The organism is Elusimicrobiota bacterium (genome assembly GCA_041658405.1).
GTDB lineage: Bacteria > Elusimicrobiota > UBA5214 > JBBAAG01 > JBBAAG01 > JBBAAG01.
On the sequence record JBBAAG010000013.1, the window covers coordinates 12,029 to 35,530 of the forward strand.

Annotated in this window: 10 protein-coding genes; all 10 read right to left on the reverse strand. The window is 43.0% G+C overall.

Annotated elements, in window-relative coordinates; all coding sequences use genetic code 11:
- Window positions 1-66: 66 nt before the first annotated feature.
- The 10 genes from WC955_04055 to WC955_04100 all read right to left on the reverse strand — a co-directional run bounded on the left by WC955_04055 (window position 67) and on the right by WC955_04100 (window position 23,378).
- Complete coding sequence (locus WC955_04055) at window positions 67-2,841, reverse strand: T9SS type A sorting domain-containing protein (GenBank protein MFA5858218.1); 2,775 nt, start codon at window positions 2,839-2,841, stop codon at window positions 67-69.
- A gap of 51 nt (window positions 2,842-2,892) precedes the next feature.
- Complete coding sequence (locus WC955_04060) at window positions 2,893-5,733, reverse strand: FlgD immunoglobulin-like domain containing protein (GenBank protein MFA5858219.1); 2,841 nt, start codon at window positions 5,731-5,733, stop codon at window positions 2,893-2,895.
- Window positions 5,734-5,770: 37 nt separating this feature from the next.
- Window positions 5,771-6,589 carry a hypothetical protein gene (locus tag WC955_04065; protein ID MFA5858220.1) on the reverse strand — a complete coding sequence of 273 codons (819 nt, stop codon included), beginning with the start codon at window positions 6,587-6,589 and terminating at the stop codon, window positions 5,771-5,773.
- A gap of 78 nt (window positions 6,590-6,667) precedes the next feature.
- Window positions 6,668-8,734, reverse strand: coding sequence for an OmpA family protein (locus tag WC955_04070; GenBank protein ID MFA5858221.1), 2,067 nt, complete (start codon window positions 8,732-8,734; stop codon window positions 6,668-6,670).
- A gap of 29 nt (window positions 8,735-8,763) precedes the next feature.
- The gene (locus WC955_04075) at window positions 8,764-11,997 is read right to left on the reverse strand and encodes a fibronectin type III domain-containing protein (GenBank protein ID MFA5858222.1); all 3,234 of its coding nucleotides are present in this window, start codon (window positions 11,995-11,997) and stop codon (window positions 8,764-8,766) included.
- Between the two features lie 156 nt (window positions 11,998-12,153).
- Window positions 12,154-17,970, reverse strand: a complete 5,817-nt coding sequence (locus tag WC955_04080) for a FlgD immunoglobulin-like domain containing protein (GenBank protein MFA5858223.1) — start codon at window positions 17,968-17,970, stop codon at window positions 12,154-12,156.
- Window positions 17,971-18,009: 39 nt separating this feature from the next.
- A complete protein-coding gene (locus WC955_04085) occupies window positions 18,010-18,969 on the reverse strand; it encodes a hypothetical protein (protein MFA5858224.1) in 960 nt (319 codons plus the stop codon).
- Window positions 18,970-19,086: 117 nt separating this feature from the next.
- On the reverse strand, window positions 19,087-20,001 hold the full coding sequence (locus tag WC955_04090; protein ID MFA5858225.1) for a type IX secretion system membrane protein PorP/SprF: 915 nt from the start codon (window positions 19,999-20,001) through the stop codon (window positions 19,087-19,089).
- A 24-nt stretch (window positions 20,002-20,025) separates the two neighbouring features.
- On the reverse strand, window positions 20,026-22,422 hold the full coding sequence (locus WC955_04095; protein ID MFA5858226.1) for an N-acetylmuramoyl-L-alanine amidase: 2,397 nt from the start codon (window positions 22,420-22,422) through the stop codon (window positions 20,026-20,028).
- Between the two features lie 5 nt (window positions 22,423-22,427).
- The gene (locus WC955_04100) at window positions 22,428-23,378 is read right to left on the reverse strand and encodes a hypothetical protein (GenBank protein ID MFA5858227.1); all 951 of its coding nucleotides are present in this window, start codon (window positions 23,376-23,378) and stop codon (window positions 22,428-22,430) included.
- Between the last annotated feature and the right edge of the window lie 124 nt (window positions 23,379-23,502).

Here is a 23,502-nt window from a genome sequence, read left to right on the forward strand (position 1 = left end):
CCTCCTCTCACAACTTTTGTTTATACCCTATATACACCACTAAATATATAATTCATACCTTAACAACTATCTGATCACAGCTAAATTCCCAACCTTTTTTTCGCTACCGTGTTTCAATAAGTATATGTACAACCCCGGCATAACTTCCTGCCCATCGTCATTCTTAACATTCCATTCATAGTATCCGTCACCATTAGTTTCCTCACCCCACCACACAAGCGTACCGGAAATATCATAAATATAAATCTTACAAGTCGTCGTAAGGTTTGTGAAGATAATACTCTTCTTTACTGAATCTGCATTAATGTACGGATTAGGATACACCGTTGCATTGTTAAGATTAGACTTCACCGTACTTGCCAACCCGTAACACGGCAGCACAGAGAACACTGAGAACTGTGAAACCTCAGCGGTTACCGTATTATTCACGGTATCCACAACTGATGTATACACAGGCTCCCACACGCGGTTAAGAGAGTCGAGATGTACCAATTTAAGAGTACTTTCATCTATGATACCCGATATTGCCGCCTCGAATTCTTGTGTATACTTGACAGTCATTGTAACAGTCTTCCCGGACGCACATGGCTGCGATACAGCATTACCGTTATAATCCTTAAATGTAATATCAAAATAATTCATGGCTGTAATAATCCCTGTATTAGTCTTATACCGCGAATCATTTCTTACAGTATCATTAGCATCATTCACAGCAAGACTGGAAGAAGTGAAAGTACTAACCACTACAGAATACTTCGCTGAGAGATCACCGTTTGCGATATTCAATCCCACAACCTGTGTCCCATTAGTATCAGCGCTGGTAACCGCAAAATCCGCGGTTGACAAAATCAACATCCCTTTAGATACGACTGAACACTTAGTTTTATCCTCATTCCCTGCAGTATCCAGCGATGTAACAGCATAAAGATAACTCTTCCCGCTTTCAATCCCGATATCCGTCCAGTTAAGGCCTGCTGTTGTTGTGGAGCACACCATCCCAGCAACTGATGTGAAAACATAAGTTGCACGGTAAATATTATACATCGCAGCATTACTATCCTTAGACCAGGTAACTACCAGCCCGTCGGTTGTACTTGACACTTTTACAGAAACATTTAATGGTACAGATTCCGGAGAAACAATATCATTTCTCAGCAATACCTTCCCGCTTTTCGCCCAACCCGGCATATACGCTACTACCCACACATTATCATACAGATTATCCCCTATACTTAACGGCCCGAAACTACCGTTCGACGCAGCAACCGTACTTACCACCAACGATGCGGAAGTAAGGTCAATCTTACTATAAACTTCAACAACCGCGTTTGCGATAACCGCCCCGGCATTACCTTCAACTGTATCATTTGTACCCACGGGATTTTGGGATATAACAACATTTGCACTTACCGGAGAGGTAGTTGTTGCGAGGAAGTACACGCTTTTACCAGTAGTAACATAAAAATTATCTCCATCAGGGCCAATAATTTTCCACCACCCCTTACCAGCTGAACCATGAGAACAAACATACAAATTCCCGCTGGTATCCACATCCATATCTATCTCCGCATAAGATACGTACGTCAATCCAATAACCGCACCAGTATCCGCGTTGAGTTTAACTATATACCCGCCTTTGTTTATATACAATATCTTAGTCGAAGTACTGGAATAAATATCCAATACACACCCAACTCCTTCACGTGTAGCGTATACAGCATCAAAATCCGCAGTAGTTTTAGACCATTGAGATATACCGTTAATATCATACTTCTCAACAACCTTACTACCTAATGTTGTAGACATATACACAACATAATAATTATTATTACTGTCCACAGCTACATCTTTTAACTGGTCCGCTATATTAACAACACTAGTTATCACCGTACCGTCCACCCTCGGACTCGTCCATCGTATTCCATCAAAAACGTTATAGATCTCTACACGCCCGCGCTGCACCGCAGCAGTAACAATTTTTTTTGTGTTACTACTGCCAATAACCGTAAAATTCTTAAATGTTCCAGAATTATTTTCCTGATAGGACAAAACCGCTACGGGATTAGTACCATCCGGGTTGTAACGGTACACTATCTGATTCTGCACTTCTGACGGCCACGCATTCGGTGAAGTACCCGTTCCACCCTGGAACCAATCCGCAACGTAAATATACCCCTCGCTGTCAATCACCGGTTTTATTGGCCCGTCGTCATCCCATCCACCGCCATAAATACCGCCCCAGATCGTTGTTGGCGCAGCTAACTGCGTGCAATACCCTGTAGTAGAAGTGAACACCATAACTTTACCGTCGGACTGAGTTAACGGGTCACTATCCGCATTTGCACCGGTAATACCATTACTTGTTTTTACCGAAACAAACACCTTCCCGTAATTTGTATCTCCGATATTTTTATTAACAAAAATACCGTTAAATTTATACGTACCATCCATACTATCAGTAGCATACTGCCCGAGCAACCTAGCGCTAGTGTTTGCATTTGACCCTGCACGTATAACAATCCTATACGTCCCGGTACTCACAGGATCATCGCTATCATCCAACCCGTTCCATACAACACTTTTTTGCCCGCGGGTTGTTTCATACCGCGCTTCCCATAATTTGCGGTACAACACAGTTTCCGTGGTGTCCATCACACGCACATACACTGTTGCCGGTTCATTCAGGGTAAACATAATAGTTGTGCCCTGTGCGATACTAACATTCTCGTTAGACATCTTAACGTCTGACACCATAATATTAGCCGACACCAGCGCACACGCGCATACAACAATCCCAACCGTTGTTGCTACAAACCTAACATTTTTCTTAATTAATTTCATCGGTTTTTTATCAACAAAACCCCTATCTTATAAATATTTATCCTATTTACCTTACTTATTAACAGCAAACTTAACAACTTTTGTATCCGAACCTTTTTTCATAACTGCTATGAACAAGCCCGGCCCGATCTCGTTACCCTTACTATCCTTACCATCCCAAGAATACGATCCTACTGAAGTATCGGACTTTGCTATCTTATAAAACAACGTACCGCTTACATCATAGACATAAATATCACATCTATCCGTGAGTTTGCAGAACACTATACTCTTCGCTGCAGCGCTATCCGCCTTAGTATAAGGATTAGGATACACATTTGCGTTGGTAAGCTTCGTCTGAGGCGTGTCATTACTGCCAGTAGACGATGAATACCACGGCATTACGGTGAAGATTGAAAATCCCGACATCTCTGCGCTCACAATATCACTTGCCGCAGTCACCGCTGAATTTGACACTAATTCCCACGTATTATTTGTGGTGTTAAGTTTAAACAACCGTAACTTTTCTTCACCAAATTCACTAAGCCCCTGTAGTGTATACGCATTAAGATACGCCGTTGAATACCCAATGGTAAGCTTAACCTTTTGCCCGGATGATACCGGTGAACTCACAGTTGCACCAGTGCTATCCTTAAACTTAATCTCACGGATTGGCATTGATGAATACGCGGTATTAGGTAACTGTATATTAAGATCATCCCGCGCATTATTATTTGCCGTAGTAACACTTGTACTTGCGAAAGTTGAAATAGACACACTATACCCAGTTGCTAAATCACCTGATTCGATATCAATTTTTGTTACTATAGACCCTGGATCACTAACTTCAATACTAGTCGCCGTGTTTTGGTTAACCAACATCCCGCTGATTGCCGCAGGTAAGACATTTTTCTGTTCATTACCATACGCATCAACCCCTGTGACAACATAATAATATAACGTCCCGCCATTAACCGTTGTATCCGTATAACTATTCCCTGTAACTGCTGAAGCATTAAGCTTTGTTAACGACGCAATTGTTGAGATAGACGTATTATTGCGGTACACATTATACGATGCCGCACCGCTTAACGCCGTCCATGAAAGAGTCAACCCTGTCCCTGCTGAAGATACGCTTAAACCTAACCCGGTCGGCGCCGTTGCGGGGGGTTCAATGTCATTAGTAACATTCACCGCTGCGCTAGCAACCTTCCCGGACTCTGTTTGATTAATATAAACCGTACCATACCCTGTTCCTCCGGGATAACCATCACCGATATTTACCGGCCCAAAACTACCGTCCCCGGTTGCTGTAGCCTGGCCAATCATAGTTGTCAACCCGCTATCGGAATACAATTTTACACTTGCACCCGCTGTAGCAGCACCCGCTGTGCCCGTAATTGTATCCTGTGTTCCCGGCGCATTTTGCGTCACCGTAACCTTTGAAGTATCCACCGCAGTGGATACACTACCTACAGACACCGCGCCTTGTGCGCTGCTTGAATGCGTTGTTGTTGACGACGTACGTATTTTCCACCACCCGCCGGTATTCGCATTTGAAACCTGATACGTTGCGCGGTTAACCACATACACATACCCATTAGCGTCCGTACATAAATCATGCGCGCCGTAAGTATTAAACGATGATTGATCAAGAACATTACCGTTGGTATCAACGATCGCGATATATCCGCCGTTATCAACATAAATATTCCCGTCTTTAACGTTATACTCAACCCCTGTCGCGCCGTAGTTAACATTTTTCAAGCCACCGAGCTGCGCAAAGGTAAGTGCCCATACTTTTGTTGCACTTGAATACTTAACCAAGGCATAACTGGTATCCGTCAAAGAATACACTGCCGCTGCGTGCGGGTCACCAAAACATACATACATCGCACCAGCGTTATCAAACGTGATATCCGCTCCGCAGATACCATCAATATTGATTGATTTCGGCGCTGTATCAGTCCACTTTGTCCCGTTAAACTGGTCAAAGTAATACACTTTCCCTGCACCTTCCCGTGCTACGGTCCACAAAACCTTATTACTCCCAGTCCCGCGGACTTCAAACCCTAACGTAACAATATTCAAACCATTAGACACGTTATCAACCATAACCGTCGGGCTTGTACCATCAGCGTTGAATCTCCAAATCCTCGTATTTTTTGTACGCCCAGCCGGTGCATCCGTTGCCGGATACCCGAACTGATACCAGTCACCTACATAAACATAATCATCAGCATCTACTGAAACTTTAACAGGGCCAGCATCATCAAACGCCGGGTCCGGACGGGTAAACGTTCCAACAGACGCGATATTAGTCCCGCCGGTCACAGTAAACATTTCCACCGTTCCATCAGCATATGTACCACTTGAGAACGACCAGGTTGATGACACCCAAGCCCAACCCCCGGCAGCAGCGGCTGTTCCATCAGTGATAGAATTATTAGTCCTGCGTGCAACGTACACCTTGCCAAGACTCGCAGAACCAGTATTTTTATTTGTAGCGATACCCATTCCCATAGTCACAGGCTTAGTTGCGGTCCCCGCCCAGGTTGTTGCACTGAGTTGTGCAGTAACTTTAACAACATAATCCCCGCCAGAAACTGATGCATCACTATCATTTTTCCCGTCCCAGCTAACAAAATTTTGGCCTACAACTGCGGAAGTAGACGCTATCAACCTCACCCGCGTACTCGAACTATCAAATATTTCGACATTAACTGAAGACGCATTTGCGCTTAGGTTATACTGTACCAAACAATACCCCAGGGTCGGGTCAAAACTTGTTGGAATAACACTTACATTTGACACAGTAATCTGCGCAAACCCTGTTGCAACCACACCTGCCACCACCACCGCTGTGAATAAAACTTTGGTGAATACACGTACACTTTTACTGAAACAACTCATCACTAATACCTCCTCTTTCTTAAAAACCCTATATTAATTAATTTGTGCTCAAAAGAAACCTTATAATATTCCCTGTAAGTTTCTGGATGATAGGATTATGCCCATTCTCCGGTTCAAAAATATCTTCCCCCAGATATACACAATTTTTCCCGAGGATCAACCCTGAATTTGTTTCCGCGGGATACGACGTATTGTTTTTGTCTTCATCATACCACACACCAAGAATACTATCGCCGTTTACTACCCGAGTTTTATTTATCATAGAAGAATACCTATAAAAATGCACGTACTCCGGTAATCCCTGCCACAACGGATGATCCGCAGGAACATTGCGTTTAAGATATGTACACTTTGGCGGCGCGCCAACCCATGAAGTATAATCCGCGTTAAAAATATCAGCTAATAAATAATTTCTGGGATCTGCCGCATACTCATCTTTTTCATTACGGAAAGATGTCTGGTATACCGCAAATATTTTACCTCCGCGTTCAGTATATTTTTTCAACTGCTCCGCTTGTTTTGCACTCATTGACCGCCAGTTTAGCGTTACGATAACCTTAATCTTTTCCGGTATAACACCTTTTTCTATATCATCATCATTTATCATTGAATACGCAACCTGCGCTTTATCCAATACCATCTTCGCGCAGTTGAGATACTCATCATACTTCCAGCCAAGATTTTTGAATGATAATTCTGTGTATTTACTATAAACAACAGCGACACCGGCATCGTTACCAGCCGTTGCAACCACTGTTTGAGTTGCTATTTCAACCTTATCCTCAGCATAGCACATTAACGCTTGTGTTGAAATTAACAACAGAAATGCGATACTACTAAAATACCTGTACATCATAATTTAGTTACCAGCCTCCTTAAAATTTTACTTATAAACAAAACGTTGTCAATAAAAAATTTTATTATTATTAATACACTATTCCTGGGCGCCTATAATAACAATTTCAACCCTGCGGTTTAACACTCTTCCTTCATTGGTAGTATTCGGAGCCATAGGAGACTTTGATCCCCGGCCAACAGCTTTTAACCTAGTGATTTCCACCCCGTGTTTTGACAGATAATCAAACACGCTGCGTGCACGCATCTCCGATAATACCTGATTATAAGAATCACTCCCCACAGAATCTGTATGCCCTTCTATTCTCACCCCGTTCTCGGGATACGCATCAAGGATTTTTACAATCTGATTCAATGCATCATACGCCTGTGTCCTTAACGTGTATTTGCCAGCATCAAACAATATAGAACTCGCCATTGTCACTTTTAACCCATCTTTTTCCTGTTTAATAGTAATATCCTTAGGCACTTCCCTGATTATCTCTTTAATAATTTCTTTCACCTGTATAACTTCCCGTACTTGAACAGGGATATCCACATTTACGAACTTATCCTCTGCTTCAGCCTTATTCCCTGCGATATCCCAAACTACCATCTTTATGGTATACGTCCCGCTGCGCACTATCTGCTGATAATAATCATCCCGCCCATCCCATTCAATCTTCCCCGGCGGATCAAGCTCGCCTTTAATAGTCTTCGCAAGATTGTTCTTACTATCCACAATTTGTATCATCCAATGATCTACGGCATTATCATCCTTCGCCATAAGGTTTACAAACAAAATATCGTCTTTCAAATCCCCATTTGGCGAAAATACCGTAGTCCCCGGAGTGAGCTCACATTTTGGCGGCTTGCTATCAACTACAACCTGCTGATCCAATGTCTCAGACTTATTCCCAATGGTATCCACAACCTTGAGATTATATGGATATTTCCCATCCGGTACCACCTGCGAAGTTTCATCGCGGCCATCCCATTCAAGCGACGGCGCAACCTTCCCGGTACCTCGATAGGTGCGTATAGACGTCCCGGACTCATCACTTTTCTTTATAACAAACTCCCAAGACTCAACCTCCGCTGCACTTGATGTAAGAGTAAACACAACCCTATTCTTTGCTTCCGGCACAATCGGCGAAATATACGCCGAATCCGGAGACGCCTGAACCTGTATACGCTTAATCTGCTTGAGCTCGCGTCCAAACAATACCCGCAGGGTAACCCAATGTGTCCCCATAGTTTCTTTTAATCCTGAAAGCGGATAATGCCAGCCATAATCCAACGCCAGTCTCCCGAGATCCATTCTGGGGAAATAATAACTTGCCCCGAGATTAAAAACTTTATAATCCTGTGAGCCCAACCCCACCCCTCCGCGTATACCAACAGTGTTTTTGGCAAACCATTTTTCTACTCCAAGGTTAATACTGACCGCCGTGGCATACAAGAGGTCAATCCCAAAACTGGAATCCGCAAGGCGGTATCCAACCCCGGCTTTAATCTGCATCGGCAGTTTATTTGCAGAATACAATCCCATATCCGGTTGTGTAATATTTAGGATGTTAAACCCAAACATTATTTCTTTACTGATATTATATAACCCGCCGATATCAACTGTCGTCTGTGTTTTAGCATACCCTGATGTGAATACAGGATTAGATTCAGTATACTCATCCTGCCCGTACTTAATGGTAATATTCTTAGCGGTAATACCCAAAGATACCGGTATATTAATAATCGGGCCCATATCTTTCCCGAACCCAAACATAAAAATACTTTCCTGATACAAATTTGTCACATCAAACGTGTAATACCCGATACCAACACTTCCATAATCACTCTTTAATGTCCTCATAGGCACTGCAAAACCGTAGTAGTTCAATGCAATCGCGGATTTATCGGTAAGCCCCTGAAAAAAAGTCGCGTAACTCACTGCCGCTTCGGTACGCATCATCTGCCCAAGCCCCGCAGGGTTGTAGTATACAGAAAAAACATTATCCGCCAGCCCGGTAAACACATTACCCATCCCCACTGCCCTGGCGGAACACCCGATGTTTTCTATGATAGCATCACCGTTTGATACAGCAAGGACCGCACAGCCTACGGCCAGTAAAACAATAACCCGTACTTTATGCAATTTAATAAATTTCATCACACATTTTTTATCAGTTAACGTTCCACCTATTTTGCAACAACAACCGTCCCGGTTTGAACCCTGCCATCAGCCTCTATCTGATAAATATACACCCCGGAATCAACAACTTTTCCGGACTTATCTTTACCATCCCAATACAATACTGTTACACCGTTACCCTCAGACTCAACATCCAACTTATCCTGCACTAATGCGCTCATAAGGTTAAACACTTTTCCCACAGTTTTTGAACCCTTAGGATTATTACAATAAAACCTTGCCCGGTTAAGTACACCGGTTTCATCCTCAAGCTGGGGTGTAAATATTTTTGAAGTAATTTTTGTTACCTCAAACTTATCCGACTTTTCAACTTTCTGTAGTTTGAACGTCCCGGAATATATATACCGAACGCTCACAGTTTTCGCGGAGGTATCCTTACTTCCACCGATTGCAACCCATTCAATACCATTATTTCTATTAACAACAATACTATCAGTATCCGCAAACTGCGCAGTGTCATAAACAAACACGTATAACGGCCCTGGTGACGGGAATCTAAAATTATCAATACTTTCTTCAGTTAACGAATTAAAGAGATTCATGGTATACGCATCACCTGTTTCTTCATCCAGCGACAAAAATATGTCAAGATTAGCGTTATAAGAATTATTCAAATCCTTATACAAAACTCTAGCGGCATTACTGGTTAACACCGCCCAGGCTTTCTTATCTCCGGTAATGATATAAATATTTGCATCTTCCGTATTATCCACAACCCACGAACTATCGCTTGCGTTATCATACAAATCCACAGCAACAACACGGTAGTAATACACAATCCTTCCGCCGGCATAATACTCGGTATACGTCATACGATCTGTGATTGATGAAGTAGAGAGAATAACTCCGCGAGGTTCATTACACGAAAACATACTTGTCCCGCGGTATACCTGATACTTAGCTAAATCAGTGCAGATAGTGCCGTCAATATTATTAGTAACTTTTGTCCAGTACAACGAATAACTAAACGTTCCGGTAGACTCCCCGCGTAAACCCAGCACACGGTTCGGAGGGATAGCTTCTAATGGAATAAATGTATAATTTGTACTCACGGGAACAGAATAATTTTCACCGCTGTCAAACGCATACATAGCAACATAATATGTCGTTCCCCAGGTTAAATTAGTAAACTTATACGAATCAGTAGTCCCCGGAACGCCATATTTAGTAACTACAGTACCGTCACCTGCGTTTTCCGGTGCGCGGTCCGTCCGCCATACTACGAGAACGCCCCGGAAGTCCGTATCTTCAGGATTCAACCAGTTAAGCGTTATGGTTTTATTAGTAGTATCTACTACAGCAGTGTTCTGTGTAGGCATCCCCGGAGGTTCTGTATTAACTGTCCATGCAACTAATGAATTGGATAATCCAGACCATGTATCCCCCGAATCTATTACCTTGATAGAAAACGAATAAGTTGTACTGCTCATTAACCCGGTAATAATAACACTCTCGGCAGCACCCAAAACAGTAGTAGTAGAAATCCTGAATTCATTCATTAACCTCGCGATATTCCATTCCGATTCTGTGGTAATACCGTCAGAATCAATATCGGAATATGCAATAATATAAGTGGCATTAGCCAAATCTCCTATTGTTCCATCCGCTCCAGGAGCAGTCCAGGTAAGCTGTATCGAAGTAGAATTTGTTAACTCCATCCTCAGGTCAGTTACCGACCCAGGCGCAATACCAAATGCAGTTAGAGTTGATACCACGTTTGAATATCCTGTTTGAATACCATTACCATTATACGCATGTACGCGGAAATAGTATGTATTCCCCGGTGATAACCCATAAACAGTAGCGGTGGTCTGCAACACATTTGTACTGTATGTTGTGATATCCACGGTAAAATCATCGCCGGAATACTGAATGCCATACCTTGTATTCTCAGGATTACCATTTGCTGTCCATTGTAATGTAACTTTTGATACCGTTGCTTCAGTGATTTCCAGCCCGACCGCGGGTAATGCGTAGGTAAACACTGGATAACTTGTATCCAGATTCTTTCTTGCGCTCTCTCCCACGACAGTATTATAACTCACGATGTACTTAACATCAGACGGCGTATTCTGTGTTAACCCGCCCTGTATCCAATATGTATCATTCGCCATAAGTTCAGTAACTACCAAACTTGATGATGAGTATATACGGTACCCGGTAACTTCCCCCACTGCAGTCCATTCCCATACTATAGAATCAACCCCAGCGGCATACCCGTTAAACATCTGAGGCGCGTCGGGGATAATCCCGGCAGACGGATACGACTCCAGGGTATTAGACGGCTGGCTTTTTAATTCCAACGGCAAATTATCAACGGTAATCACCTGATAATAATAAGTAACATCATTTGTCAATCCGGTATGCGCGTACTCTAATCCTGTAGTGGTTAAAACCAGATATTTAGAGGACATCTCACTCGTAACAGAATCGCACCATAGTTCGTAATGACTGATATCATCCGCCGTTACTGCTGTAGTACTCCAAAAAACCCTTAACTCAGAAGTTCTTTGAACAATATCCGTAATTATAGCTACCGGCGGTGGGCTATCATATGCAACCGCAAAATTGTTTTCATTAATCCCCGTACTGCGTGACCAAACCCCAGAATTTTTTGCGTCAAGCGCGCGAATCGCAAAAAAGTATGTTGCACCGGGCACTAAATTCACAACCACCATCGATTGTGTTGACCCCGCAACCTCAGGTGACGGAGGAAACTGCCCGTCAATAGTTTTTGCCAATGAGCTATCATCAAACTCCGTATTTGTATTAATATTAGTTACACTTGAATATCTCAGGTTATAACTATACGCTGTCCCTGCTGTATCATCATTCCCCGGTGCAGTCCACCTAAGCATAAGGCTTCCCTCTGAGGTAACATCACCACTGCTCCCGCTAGCAACAAGATCAGAGATTGCTGACGGCGGCAGTACATCGCTACTTTCCGCAACTTCGTATGTATAAAGAAACCCGAGTTTTCCTTTATAAGTACTCCCGTTAGCCAACCCCGCAATAACCTGACCCATTGAGAATGAAACTTTTTTTATTGATGTTTTTGGAATATTAGCATCATCAACATTAGTTATACCAGCAGCATCAATAACATCAGATGTAAGATAATAACTCGTCCCTCTCATTACATCAGCAAAACTTATTGAAGTCATTAACACGCAAGCAAATATACAGCAATACTGAAGAAGAGACACTTTATTAATTGACATTATGCCCTCTACGTTCAATTATAAATAATAAACTATTAATATTATTCTATATGAAACACTCTGTTTTTGTCAAGAAGATATAAAGCAAAACCCGGGTATCATTAATATCCGGGTTTTACTATTTTTTCTATTAAACTGAACGATTAATCTAGTACCTTACTTAGCTACCACCAAACTCCCGCTTACTCTTTGGCCATTGAGTTCGTACTGGTAAATATACACACCGTTTTCCACCAACTGGCCAAGTTCATCCTTACCATCCCAAGTATCTTTGTCTTCCAACATCCTGACAAGTTTATTGTTAAGGTCATAAACATATATCTTCGGTGATTCAACTAATCCATCCATAGTAATACTTGCGCTGACGTTATTTATACCATTAAAAAACGCAAAATCGTTTTTGTTATCACTATTCGGTGTGATAACCTTTTCCTTTGGTTTAAACACACTGGCATCTATCTGCATAGACTTTACAGGGAAAATGCCGTACATCGAGAAATGCATGACCCTCGCAGTAACCGTGTTTTTTGTTTTATCAACGATACCGCCTACAAACCGCCAGTTATCGCCGTCATACCAGAAAATCCCGAGGTTATCTTCTTTATAGCTTGTATAGTCAACAAACCCATCCTGGTCGATGTCCATATACAACAATGAAATAACCATTGGCTGGTCAAACACCATGCCGCTAGGGCCGATCTCATACGTTTCAACCGGTTTCGCCACACCTTCCGCCATAAAGTCATTAGTACCCTTAAGTTCCGGCACCACTGAATCTTTTGGCTGGCTGATACTGAACTCCGTTTGAGAAGCTATAGCGTTTACCGGTACTTTTACTTCGGTAACACCGTCTTCAGTATTAGCATCAACCAAACTAATTTTTCCGCCGTCAGAACCAAGATATTTTTTTACTCCATTAGCAAGCTCTGTATAATACCAAGTATCCGCGCCAGGTATAATGGTTTCACTACCATCAGTATCAGCTGCAATGATTCTGTATGAGATCATAGTAACATCATCAATGATTTTATCAGGCATAAGGTCTGCTACGTATATACCTCCCTGATCAACCATTGAAATATCACCTTCATCAATTTTATCCTGTCCAACGTAAAGTTGATATTTTAACGTTACCAAACTTACACCTTCATCATCTATGGCAGATGCTGCAAACTGCACTTTATTACCTTTGGCAGAGATACTTACCAAAGGCACGTGTTCCACTACCGGCGGCTGTGTAGCCCCGCCGACATACTTCAAACCAATACTCGCCCACTTAATCTTCCCAACTTCAACTACAACTTTTTGTGTACTGCCCTCATACCGTTTTGCCAGTATCGAAATATCATAAGTCCCGGAAGGTAAGCCAATCACCTGATAATATCCGACATTTGCCGTACCCGCAGCACCCGCGTTGACTGATTCAATCACCTGCCCGTTCTGCATCACCTGAATAAAAGCGTTGCCAATACGGTTTTCAGCAACATTGCCGCCCGGTTTATCTATGTCGTATATATACCCCATAATCCACCCGGAATTACGGTCAACTTTTGTTTCCACAGAAATAACCTCGGACTCATTCCCGCCTTTGTCTATAAGTAAGACCGACGCGTTATAAGTACCATCAGCAACTATAGTACCCGAACTATTTCTACCGTCCCAAAAGACACTGTTGAGCCCGGCCTTTCCTTGAATAATAGACTCTTTTATTGTATTATCGCTTGCATCAACGATTTTGAACACCACCTGCAGCGGTTCTTTCAATGTAAAACCATACATTGTGTTATCACGGTTACCGTCACCATTCGGGGAGAATACACTGTTAGACACGGTTACAACCGGATTTTCTGGTGGGATCACATCCACTTCAATTTTACCTTCCCTGACCGTTGTTTTTCCATCAGAACTTGCCGCAGTTATTTTGTAAGTATACGTTTTGTTAGTATCCACACTACCGCTAAGCGCTTCAGCACCGTCCCATGTAGCGTTATACGTACCTGCAGAAAGCTGCCCTGTAGGAACCAATGTTTTTACCAATGTAGTCCCGTCATAGATTTCAATAGTAACATTAGCCGCTGGGTTTATAGTATAGCTAATCTTTGCGCTATCCTGTACCCCGTCCTCATTTGGTGAAATCGTGTCATAATCAACACCCACACTGCTCACTGACACACCGGTTTTGTCAATCGTAATACTCGCTACGGCATTACCTGTAACACACTCATTACCCGCAAGGTCAACCGGTGTTACTGTATAATAATAGACTGCACCGCTGGTTAAAGTTGTACCGTTATCATAAAATTGCAGGTCAATAACACTTTCAGTATTAACTTTTGTACCCAACTGCCCGGATGTTTCGGAACGATAAATATTGTATGACGCTATACCGCTGACGGCATCCGTCGCAGGTGTCCAATCCAACTTAACATCACCGCCACCCGCATTCTCCGCAGTAAGGCCTGTCACCGGTAATGGAGGTGTAATATCGGTCTTAAACGCCCTACCTGTACTCCACACCCCTGCATTCCCTACACCATCCACTCCGCGTACACGCCAGTAATACGTCCCGCTGGTAAGCGCTGTTGTTGCGGTGTAACTCGGTAAAGTAAGATTCGCAGCCTTTGTGTTGGTAGAAGAAAAATCACTGTTTTGACTTATCTCAATCTCATAACTAATCCCGCTGATATCATCCACACTATCCCATGAGAACGACGGTAACGCAGTTGTCACCGCATCAGCTTCAGGTGCAATCTTATTTGGCGCCAATGGGCCTATATTATCAAACCTATGAGTAAACACTACCTGCTGATCGCTCCAGTTACCCGCAAGATCCTGTGTCTTCAAAATCAGGTAAGTTTCAACTTCCGGATCGGCAGGGTCCGCAAAATACTTGGTTGGTACTGCATGCGCTTTTGTTACGGTATCCGGAATTGACGTAGCATTATCATTACCCCAATAAATGCTATATCCTGATATACCAATTGCATCCGTTGCACCGGTCCATTCAAAGTACGGCCCGGCATCAATATTCTGCCAGGAACCCGTGCTTGAGAACAGTTCTTTAGTCTTGGTATCATTCGTCCATGCGAGTACCGATGCTGGATTCACTGGCGCTGTTTTGTCGTACTTATATGTAAATAACGTCGCTGCATCAGACCAGTTACCATTATTATCCAACGTACGCACACGGAGATAATATGTTTTCTCAGTTTCTGCCGGCTGGCTTGGTGTATACGCCGTTACTTCCGCCTGGTCAATATCTTTCACTAATTCCGGTGAACCCGCAGAATCCGCACCCCAGTACACGCTATACCCTGCAACTCCGCTGTCACTATCCGCAGCACCAGTCCATTCAAAATATGGAGTATCCGAAACATTAGTCCATGTATCATTCGTTAACTCCGCCGACTTTTCAATATCAATATACGCATTACACGTTGTAGGATTTGTCGGAGCGGTTGAATCCCCTGTGGTTGCTATACTAAAACTAAACCCGGCAGCCCAAGCGCTATAATTCCCTGCTCCATCTTTCGCACGGACACGCCAGTAATGCGTACCATTCCCCGGCCCGGACGCTGCAGTATAAGCTGACGTTGCTATATCAACTTTTGATATTTCAATTGTAGTAAAGGCCGTTTCTTTCGCTACCTGCAGTTCATACGATACACCACTGGGATCGGTTACATCTGTCCAGTCAAACGCCACACTGTTGGAAGTCAATGCTGCGCTATTCGCCGGGGATGTTAATGTCGGTACCGCCGGAGGTACAGCGTCGTTTATAGTAATCGTAAAACTTCTCGATGCGCTCCACGAACTATAATTTGACTTCCCATCCTTCGCACGGACACGCCAGTAAAACGTTCCGTTGCCCAGCGCTACTGTGTTAGCATAAGTTGATACTGCAAGAGCGGTTTGATTAACCGCAGGGCTTGAAAAATCAGCGTTATTATCTATCTGCACTTCGTAAGTAACGCCACTGGGATCGGTTACATCCGACCAGTCAAACGTGATGTTGTTAGAAGACTGTGCACTTGCATTAGCAGGTGATACAAGAGCCGGCATCGGGGGCGGTGTGGAATCTCCCACATTAACTACAACAGTCCATGCACCAGACCACGCACTATAATTCCCTGCTCCATCCTTTGCGCGGACACGCCAGGAATAGGTTGCGCTGGCTAATACAGTTGCCGGAGTATGCGTTGACGCAGTCTGGCCTGTTAGATTTATAGTGGGACTTGTGAACGCAGCATTATTAGCTACTTGCAATTCATAAGTTACACCACTGGGGTCGGTTACATCCGACCAGTCAAACACAGGTTTACCAGTAGAATTAGTACTAGCATTCGCAGGCAACGCTAAGGTTGGCACTGCCGGTGCCGTGGCATCCGCTGCTTTAGGGGTATGACAAATTACTACCGGGCAGGAATACGAAATAACTTCCGGTGAAGTAGCTTTGTATGCGTCAATACGGAAATAATAACTTGTATTCTGCTGTAAATTATTTATTGTATAAGTAGCCGCCGTAGTTTTCGCAAGGTACCCTCCGTGCGCTTCCATTACGGTAACATGGTTTTGCGCATTCGCGGTATTCCCGGATCCTGACGCAAATGATAACCCAAGTTTTGTACATTTAACATCCGCAGTTGCACTTAACCTAAACGCACCCTCCGTACGGTACGCACGCCATCCATGCGGATTAAAATACGCCCCAGCGGTATCATACCACCGCGCGTATACTTTTTCGTAAATCCGGTTATCACCATCCCATAAACGGAAATTGTATTTATGAAGTTCAACTGCCGGGGAGAATGTTATCCATACATTCGCTTGTGCTGCAATTGGAGAGCTTCCGTAATTAGTATTATCCCTAAGCCCGTCAGTAACATATGCCAAACCTGTCCATGTTTGCCCGTCACCCGTCGGTGTTTTTTTGTAACACCGGTCATCAACTTCCGCACGGACGGATGAACCATAAACCGTATACCCAGTTGCACCGCTGACCGCTGTCCATGTAAGTTTAACACTAGTTGCGCTAGGCGCAGTTGCTGCAAGCCCAGCCGGAACTGCCGGCGCTTTTTGATCAGGAACCGTTATAGCATTTAAGTATTTCCATGCAGAATCCCCGGCAGTATTTGTTGCTAATGCCGCAAAATCAAATTTCCCTACACCGGGTGTATGATACATTGCAGGCCAGCCAATAGCCGGCTCATTCGCTGTTGTTAAGCCATTCCAGTAAGTCCAGGCACCGCCTGAAGGACGGCGTGCTACTTTGTAACTGGTCGCACCGGTAACTGCTGACCATTTAAACACAACCGCATACCCCGACTCCGGCCCTGAAGCCGACACTGATGCCGGTGTCGCTGGTTTGGTTATTACAACCCCCGGGTTATGCACCCAGTGGTAATACGCGTGGCTGCTATCTGACAAGTAAGTATATACTGAACCATAAGTTGAAGAAGAATGCGCGGCAACACTTGCGCTTGACCCGCTACGCCCAACGATAAATGTCGCGTGGGTACCATTCCAATCACCGGTTCCATCGCAATAAACCAAGACATCCCCGACCTTAATATCCGATGGTGGCGCTTTTCTATAGCCCACCCCATCGTTTTTCCAGCCAAAACTTAAATACAAACAGTTCATCAACCGTGTCGCACCGATATCCTCTTTCCCGCAGGGAAACCCGCGGCAGTTGCCTTTTTTTAAAATCTCATGCCCCCCGGCAAGTAAACATTGCGATACAAAATCCGCGCAATCACCCGCATGGGACGCATACCCGCAATACCCCGATCCCCAGCATGACCACGGTGAACACGAACTGTACGACGTGGAACAGTTGTGATTACACTTACTATACCAGTTCTTCGCGTAAGTAACAGCCGCTGAAATGTTAGTATACGTCGCGAACACCGGCGTTGGCGTTACCATCAGAAGCATCAATAACGCAAATCCCAAACCCCTTACTTTTTTCATAAACTTTGTACTCCTATTTGTATTTGACATATATTTAACTTACTTCTTAATGTTCGCAAGTTTTTGCAGTACATATTCTTTAACTTCATCATCAACATCATTTTTACTGGCATTTTCAAGAGTCTTCAATACAGACGTATCCTTATTCGCGACCGCAGCCAAGAGGTCCAATGCCTGTATACGGTACCATTTATCCTCATTTTTCTCTGCTTCAACCTTTGCCCATTCAAAATCCGAGCTATTTGCAGCGTCAATATTAACAAGCCCCATCGTTGCACTGAGCCGTACACCTATATACTCATTATTATTTGATAACGTTTTTTTCAGTACATTAACTATAGCATCATCTTTTTCCAGCCTCGCCAATGCAGCGGGTAAACACATCCTGTCATAATTTTCCGGACCCGCTAAGCGTTCATCAGCTAAATCTTTTAATATTACTTCCTTACTCTTATTATACTCACCGAAATATATGAGTAATACCGCAGCTTCACCCCGGGTAGTAGGGTCATTATCAGTAAGGTATTTTTCAAAAATCTTAACCCCGTCTAACACATCGCTGTCCGGCATATCGCCATTAACTAGGATCGAACTTATAGCAGCAAGAGTTTCCTTCCGTGCTTTTGAGTCAGTTTCTTTATCCATAAACTTCACTAACGCTTCAAGCGCAATCTTTGTCTCATCACCGGTTACATGGCATAAATCTTCAACTGCCTGCCTGCGGGTAACCAGGTCTTGAGCAGTATTCAGTATCTCAATCAACTCTTTGGATTTTCCCACAAAATGATATGCTTCACTCATTTTTAGAAGTGTGAATGCGTCTTCAATTACAGGACGGAAATACTTTGTCGGCTGCCCTGCGGAATCATATACGCGTTTGACTTTGCCCATAGAAGGATGCATAAACATTTCAGGATTATCCACACCAACTACATCCAGCGTGTAAAACAACACAAACACGCATGCCAATAACAGTGATAGTTGCCAATACTTTTTCATAGATACTACTTCCTCCAAACCATACTATAAATATTTTGGTAATATAACCCTGACTATAAAAATTTCCGCTACTCCTATTATATTAGACTCAAAAACAAACCGTTTTGTTCCCAGCAATTAAAACTTTGCTGTGGTTGACACTCTATGAGTCCCGCCGGTATTCTGTAAATTAAACGGGCTGACATAACTATAATCAATCCCAAGTTTAAACCGGTCATTCAGAGGCCAGAAATAACTCGCACCAAGCGCGATCTCCTGATTGTTTCCCCCTCCGCGTAACGCAATATTCTTATTTGCTAACCAAATTTCTCCGCCTATATGAAACGTCTGGTCTTTTCCCCTGGAACTAAACTCAACACCGGGAATTATCGTTATCCCACCGGTTGTTTTGATCCCTTCAACCACTGCACCGGCACGGATTTCCATCGGTATAGGTTCAGAGATAGACAATCCCATATCCGGTCCGTTGACGTCTTTTATCACCAACCCGAGTGCAAGTTTTTTTAACTTCATCAGGAACCCGACGTCAATACTTATACTACTTTTGGTATTACCCCCGGAAAATACAGGGTCATCTGTCTGTACAAGCACGGAATTGTCGTAGGTAACCTGCATCCATTTAATATTTGCGCCAAACGCCATCTTGCGTTCAACACCTCCAAGATACCTTGCGTATGAAAATATATACTGATCTTCCTTATAAATCTGATGCGATAAATTTGTCCAGCCAAATGCAACGCTTCCGATTTTCTGCATCTTTTGTACATAACCAAAGTAGTTATAAGACTGGAGGTCAATTCCCAAACTTGAATACGGCATTGCATACATAAATGTCCCCTCACGGCCTTCCACTTGCGCGATACCCGCGGGGTTCCATACGGGCGCATTTGCGTCATCGCTTAGCGCGGTGAACACACCACCCATACCAATCGGCCGTGTACCCCAACCAACATTAAGAAACGATGCGTGGCACGTTACAACATACGTACTTACCAGCAACATCATAACCACCAGTTTTGCAATACATTTCATTTTTTACAACATCCTTCCCTTAAATTACCTTGCCACCACAATTGTACCAAAAACTTTACTTTCATTATAACTAAATTGATAAATATATACACCGTTCTCCACAGGCGAACCCGTATCATCAGTTCCATCCCACATATCCGTATCCGTAATTTCCTTTACTTTTTTACCTTTTACATTATAAATTGCTGCAATCCCTCCGGAATCACCGTTAACAACTGCATACTTTGCCGCATCGTTTAATCCCGAGAATACAGCGTAATCATTTTTGCCGTCAGCATCCGGAGTAATAATTTTTTCTCTTGGTTTAAACTCCGCAGCAGTAATTTTTGTACTTCCAACTTCAAATACAGCAAACATGCTGAAATGATTAACTTTGGCAGTAACAATTTTCTTTTCCTTATCAACAATCCCGCCGATATACCGCCACTGAAAACCGTCATACCAGAACATTCTCAGGTTATCTTCACTAACAGTTGAAGCAACGCTGTAATATGCCAAACTTACTTCTACCGGCTGAGCAAACACCTGGCCCGTAGGACCGAATTCGGATGCTACAATCGGCACAGCATTTGTTGTCACCATAAACGCATTATTCACGGCGGGAGGCACTTCACGCGAACTACCAACATTTTCTTGTTTGATAGTAAACAAAACATTATTACTCAAAACCCCGGACGGAACATACAACCTGGTTTCTCCGTCAGTATCATCCCAATCTTCTACTTTAAGAATTCCGCCGTTTGCGCCAAGAGTTTTTTGAGTTAACAGATCAATAGTAATCGTTTGGGTATCGGAAACAATCGTACCATAAAACTCTGTCTCCAAAACAAAATTGAACCTTATCTTAGACGTACCCGCGACGATATCCGTCCCGTCAATGTTTCCTACATACACCGTCCCGTCATTCGTATTTTCGGTACTAAGTTCCAGAGGATTAATATGTTTATTATCAACATGATCATCGACATAATACTCAACACTTTTTTCAAGAACGTCACCGGCATTAAAAATCCGTGCTTTCACCGCTATGGTTTTACCGGTAAGCGTTATTTTTGTGTTATACTCAATTGACGCTATATTTGGCACTGACGACGTTGAATATTTTATTACATAAAGCGTTTCAGGAGCTGACCAGTTATTCGCAACATCTTTTGTGCATATCCTGAAATAAAACGTTTTACCAACAGCAACCGCCGTGGTGGTTTGATAATATGGATTAAGCGTCTCCACTTCTTCCGGAGGTACTCCCACGGAATTTGTTCCCCAATAAATACTGTACCCATCTACCCCGCTGATAGTATCCGTCGCGCCGGACCATTCAAAGTATGGCATATTAGAAGCATTTTGCCAGATAGAATCCGGCACTTCAGTAGTTTTATTAACTCCCGTCCATGCGGTAATATCCGTTGGGTTTTGCGGTGCAATACTATCAGTAACAATCTGAACAACAAAAGTTACCGCTGTGGACCACGCACCCTGATTCCCTGCTTTATCCACTGCACGGGCACGCCAGTAGTATGTGCCATTAGCAATACCCGCAGCAAGTTTGTATTGCGACGAGGCCAACGCTTGCTGGTTTACCACTGTAGCAGCAAATGTATTTGTATTACTCACCTGTAACTGATACACAACTCCACTTGGATCAGTTACATCTGACCAGTCAAACAACGGTGCGGCATATATTGTACTGTTGCCTACAGGAGATAATAATACCGGCACTCCCGGCGGGGTGGTATCTGTTCCGGTACCAAGATTATCGTTATGCGTTAATGAATAATAATCGCATACCGCGTGGTAATACGCTTTCCCGCACTTTGCGCGTCCTATTGTAGATTTAATAATATCCGCGCATTCCGTAGGGTTACTTATAAAATACGTTTCCGCAAGCATTGCTACACACACAGGATCTCGGGTCATAGCAAAATGAAAACCTCTGCCTGTAGCGAGGCATTCTTTTACTCCGCGGGTATCATTTTTTATCTCAGCAAGCAGGGTAGCCAAAACCTTTCCTGCAAAAATCTTACTCTCCCCGGCTTGCGCATTCGAACTGCAATAAAACGTTTCTACTCCATGCGCAGTCGCACTCGCTGAATTGTTATGTACGCAGACTGATACGTTCACGTTATTACTATTAAATATTTGTACGCGGTTAGACAATGACGGCCGTACTGACCAAGTACTTGTCATCACAGCAACTCCGCCGTCATTAACCACGTAGTCACGCATTACAAGGCTTGCTGCCAACGTAAAATCGCCTTCATTACAACACCCTACAGCACCGGGGTCGGGTGTAGTACCTGAATTAATTGAGCCATGCCCTGGATCGATCCCAACTTTTTTCCCGGTTAACGAAGCGTTGACATACGATACTGTCAAACACATATTTAGCGTTAACGCCAAGATTACAATAAACCGTGCCATACTCTTTATTTTATAACCTTTTCTTTGATTAACAGATCTGATAAATAAATATTTCCGGTATTTGAATCAGAATAAATAATTTTTTTGCCATCCAGTGACCACGAAGGTTCGCATTCAACAATATTTTCTGTATTTGTTAACTTCTTAACTTCTTTTGAGTTTGTATCCGCAACATACAGGTCGGAATCCGTGATATTTACTCCATCATCCGCGGTTTTTGCAAAAATAATTAGTTTACTATCCGGCGACCATTTTGGCCAGCTGCCAGAATCTAACACCGTTTCTTTATTTGTCAATAAATCATTAACAATGATATCATCTATTCTCTGGTACACAACTCTTGTTTTATCCGGTGATAATTCAGGGTTATATCCATCAGCCAACTTTTGTTTTTTCCCAGAAGGTAACACCATCCATACTTCGTTATTATCCGTAAAAAACAATTTTTCTCCGGAAGGTATTGTTTTGGATTGAATTTTTTTACCTAAATCAACAGTCACTCCCGTCCCTGATTGCACATACGCAATATTAGTTCCCTGAGACACCCATTCCGGCGGGTAAACATCTATCTCGTATTTACTTACTTGCGTTAATTTACCGGTTGAAATCTCAGCTGTTTTTATGGTGTAGAAAGTATCACGGTTACTATTAATAATCATTGAACGGAAAAGCACAGATTTACCGTCGGGTGACCATTCATACTTATAACCTGCGGAAAGATCGTCCGTTAACTTTTGTATTCCTGTACCATCAATATTCATTGTATATAACCCGCGGTAATGCTCGTTACCAGTAACAACAATTTTTGTGTTGTCCGGTGATAGCGTTGGTGCCGTGTATCCACCGGTATTAATAACCGTTTGAGTATTAACAACACTGATATCTAGCGCCTCAACGATTGAGGTACTCAATAAAACTACAGTTGCTATTAAATATATTTTTACATTTGGTTTCATCAAAAAAATCCTGCTTTACTATTAAACTTACATTGCAACATGCTTGCCAGCATACATAATAACAAACATCCATCTGTATAATATGTTATACACTTTTTTTGTTTGTTTTACAATACTTTTTTAG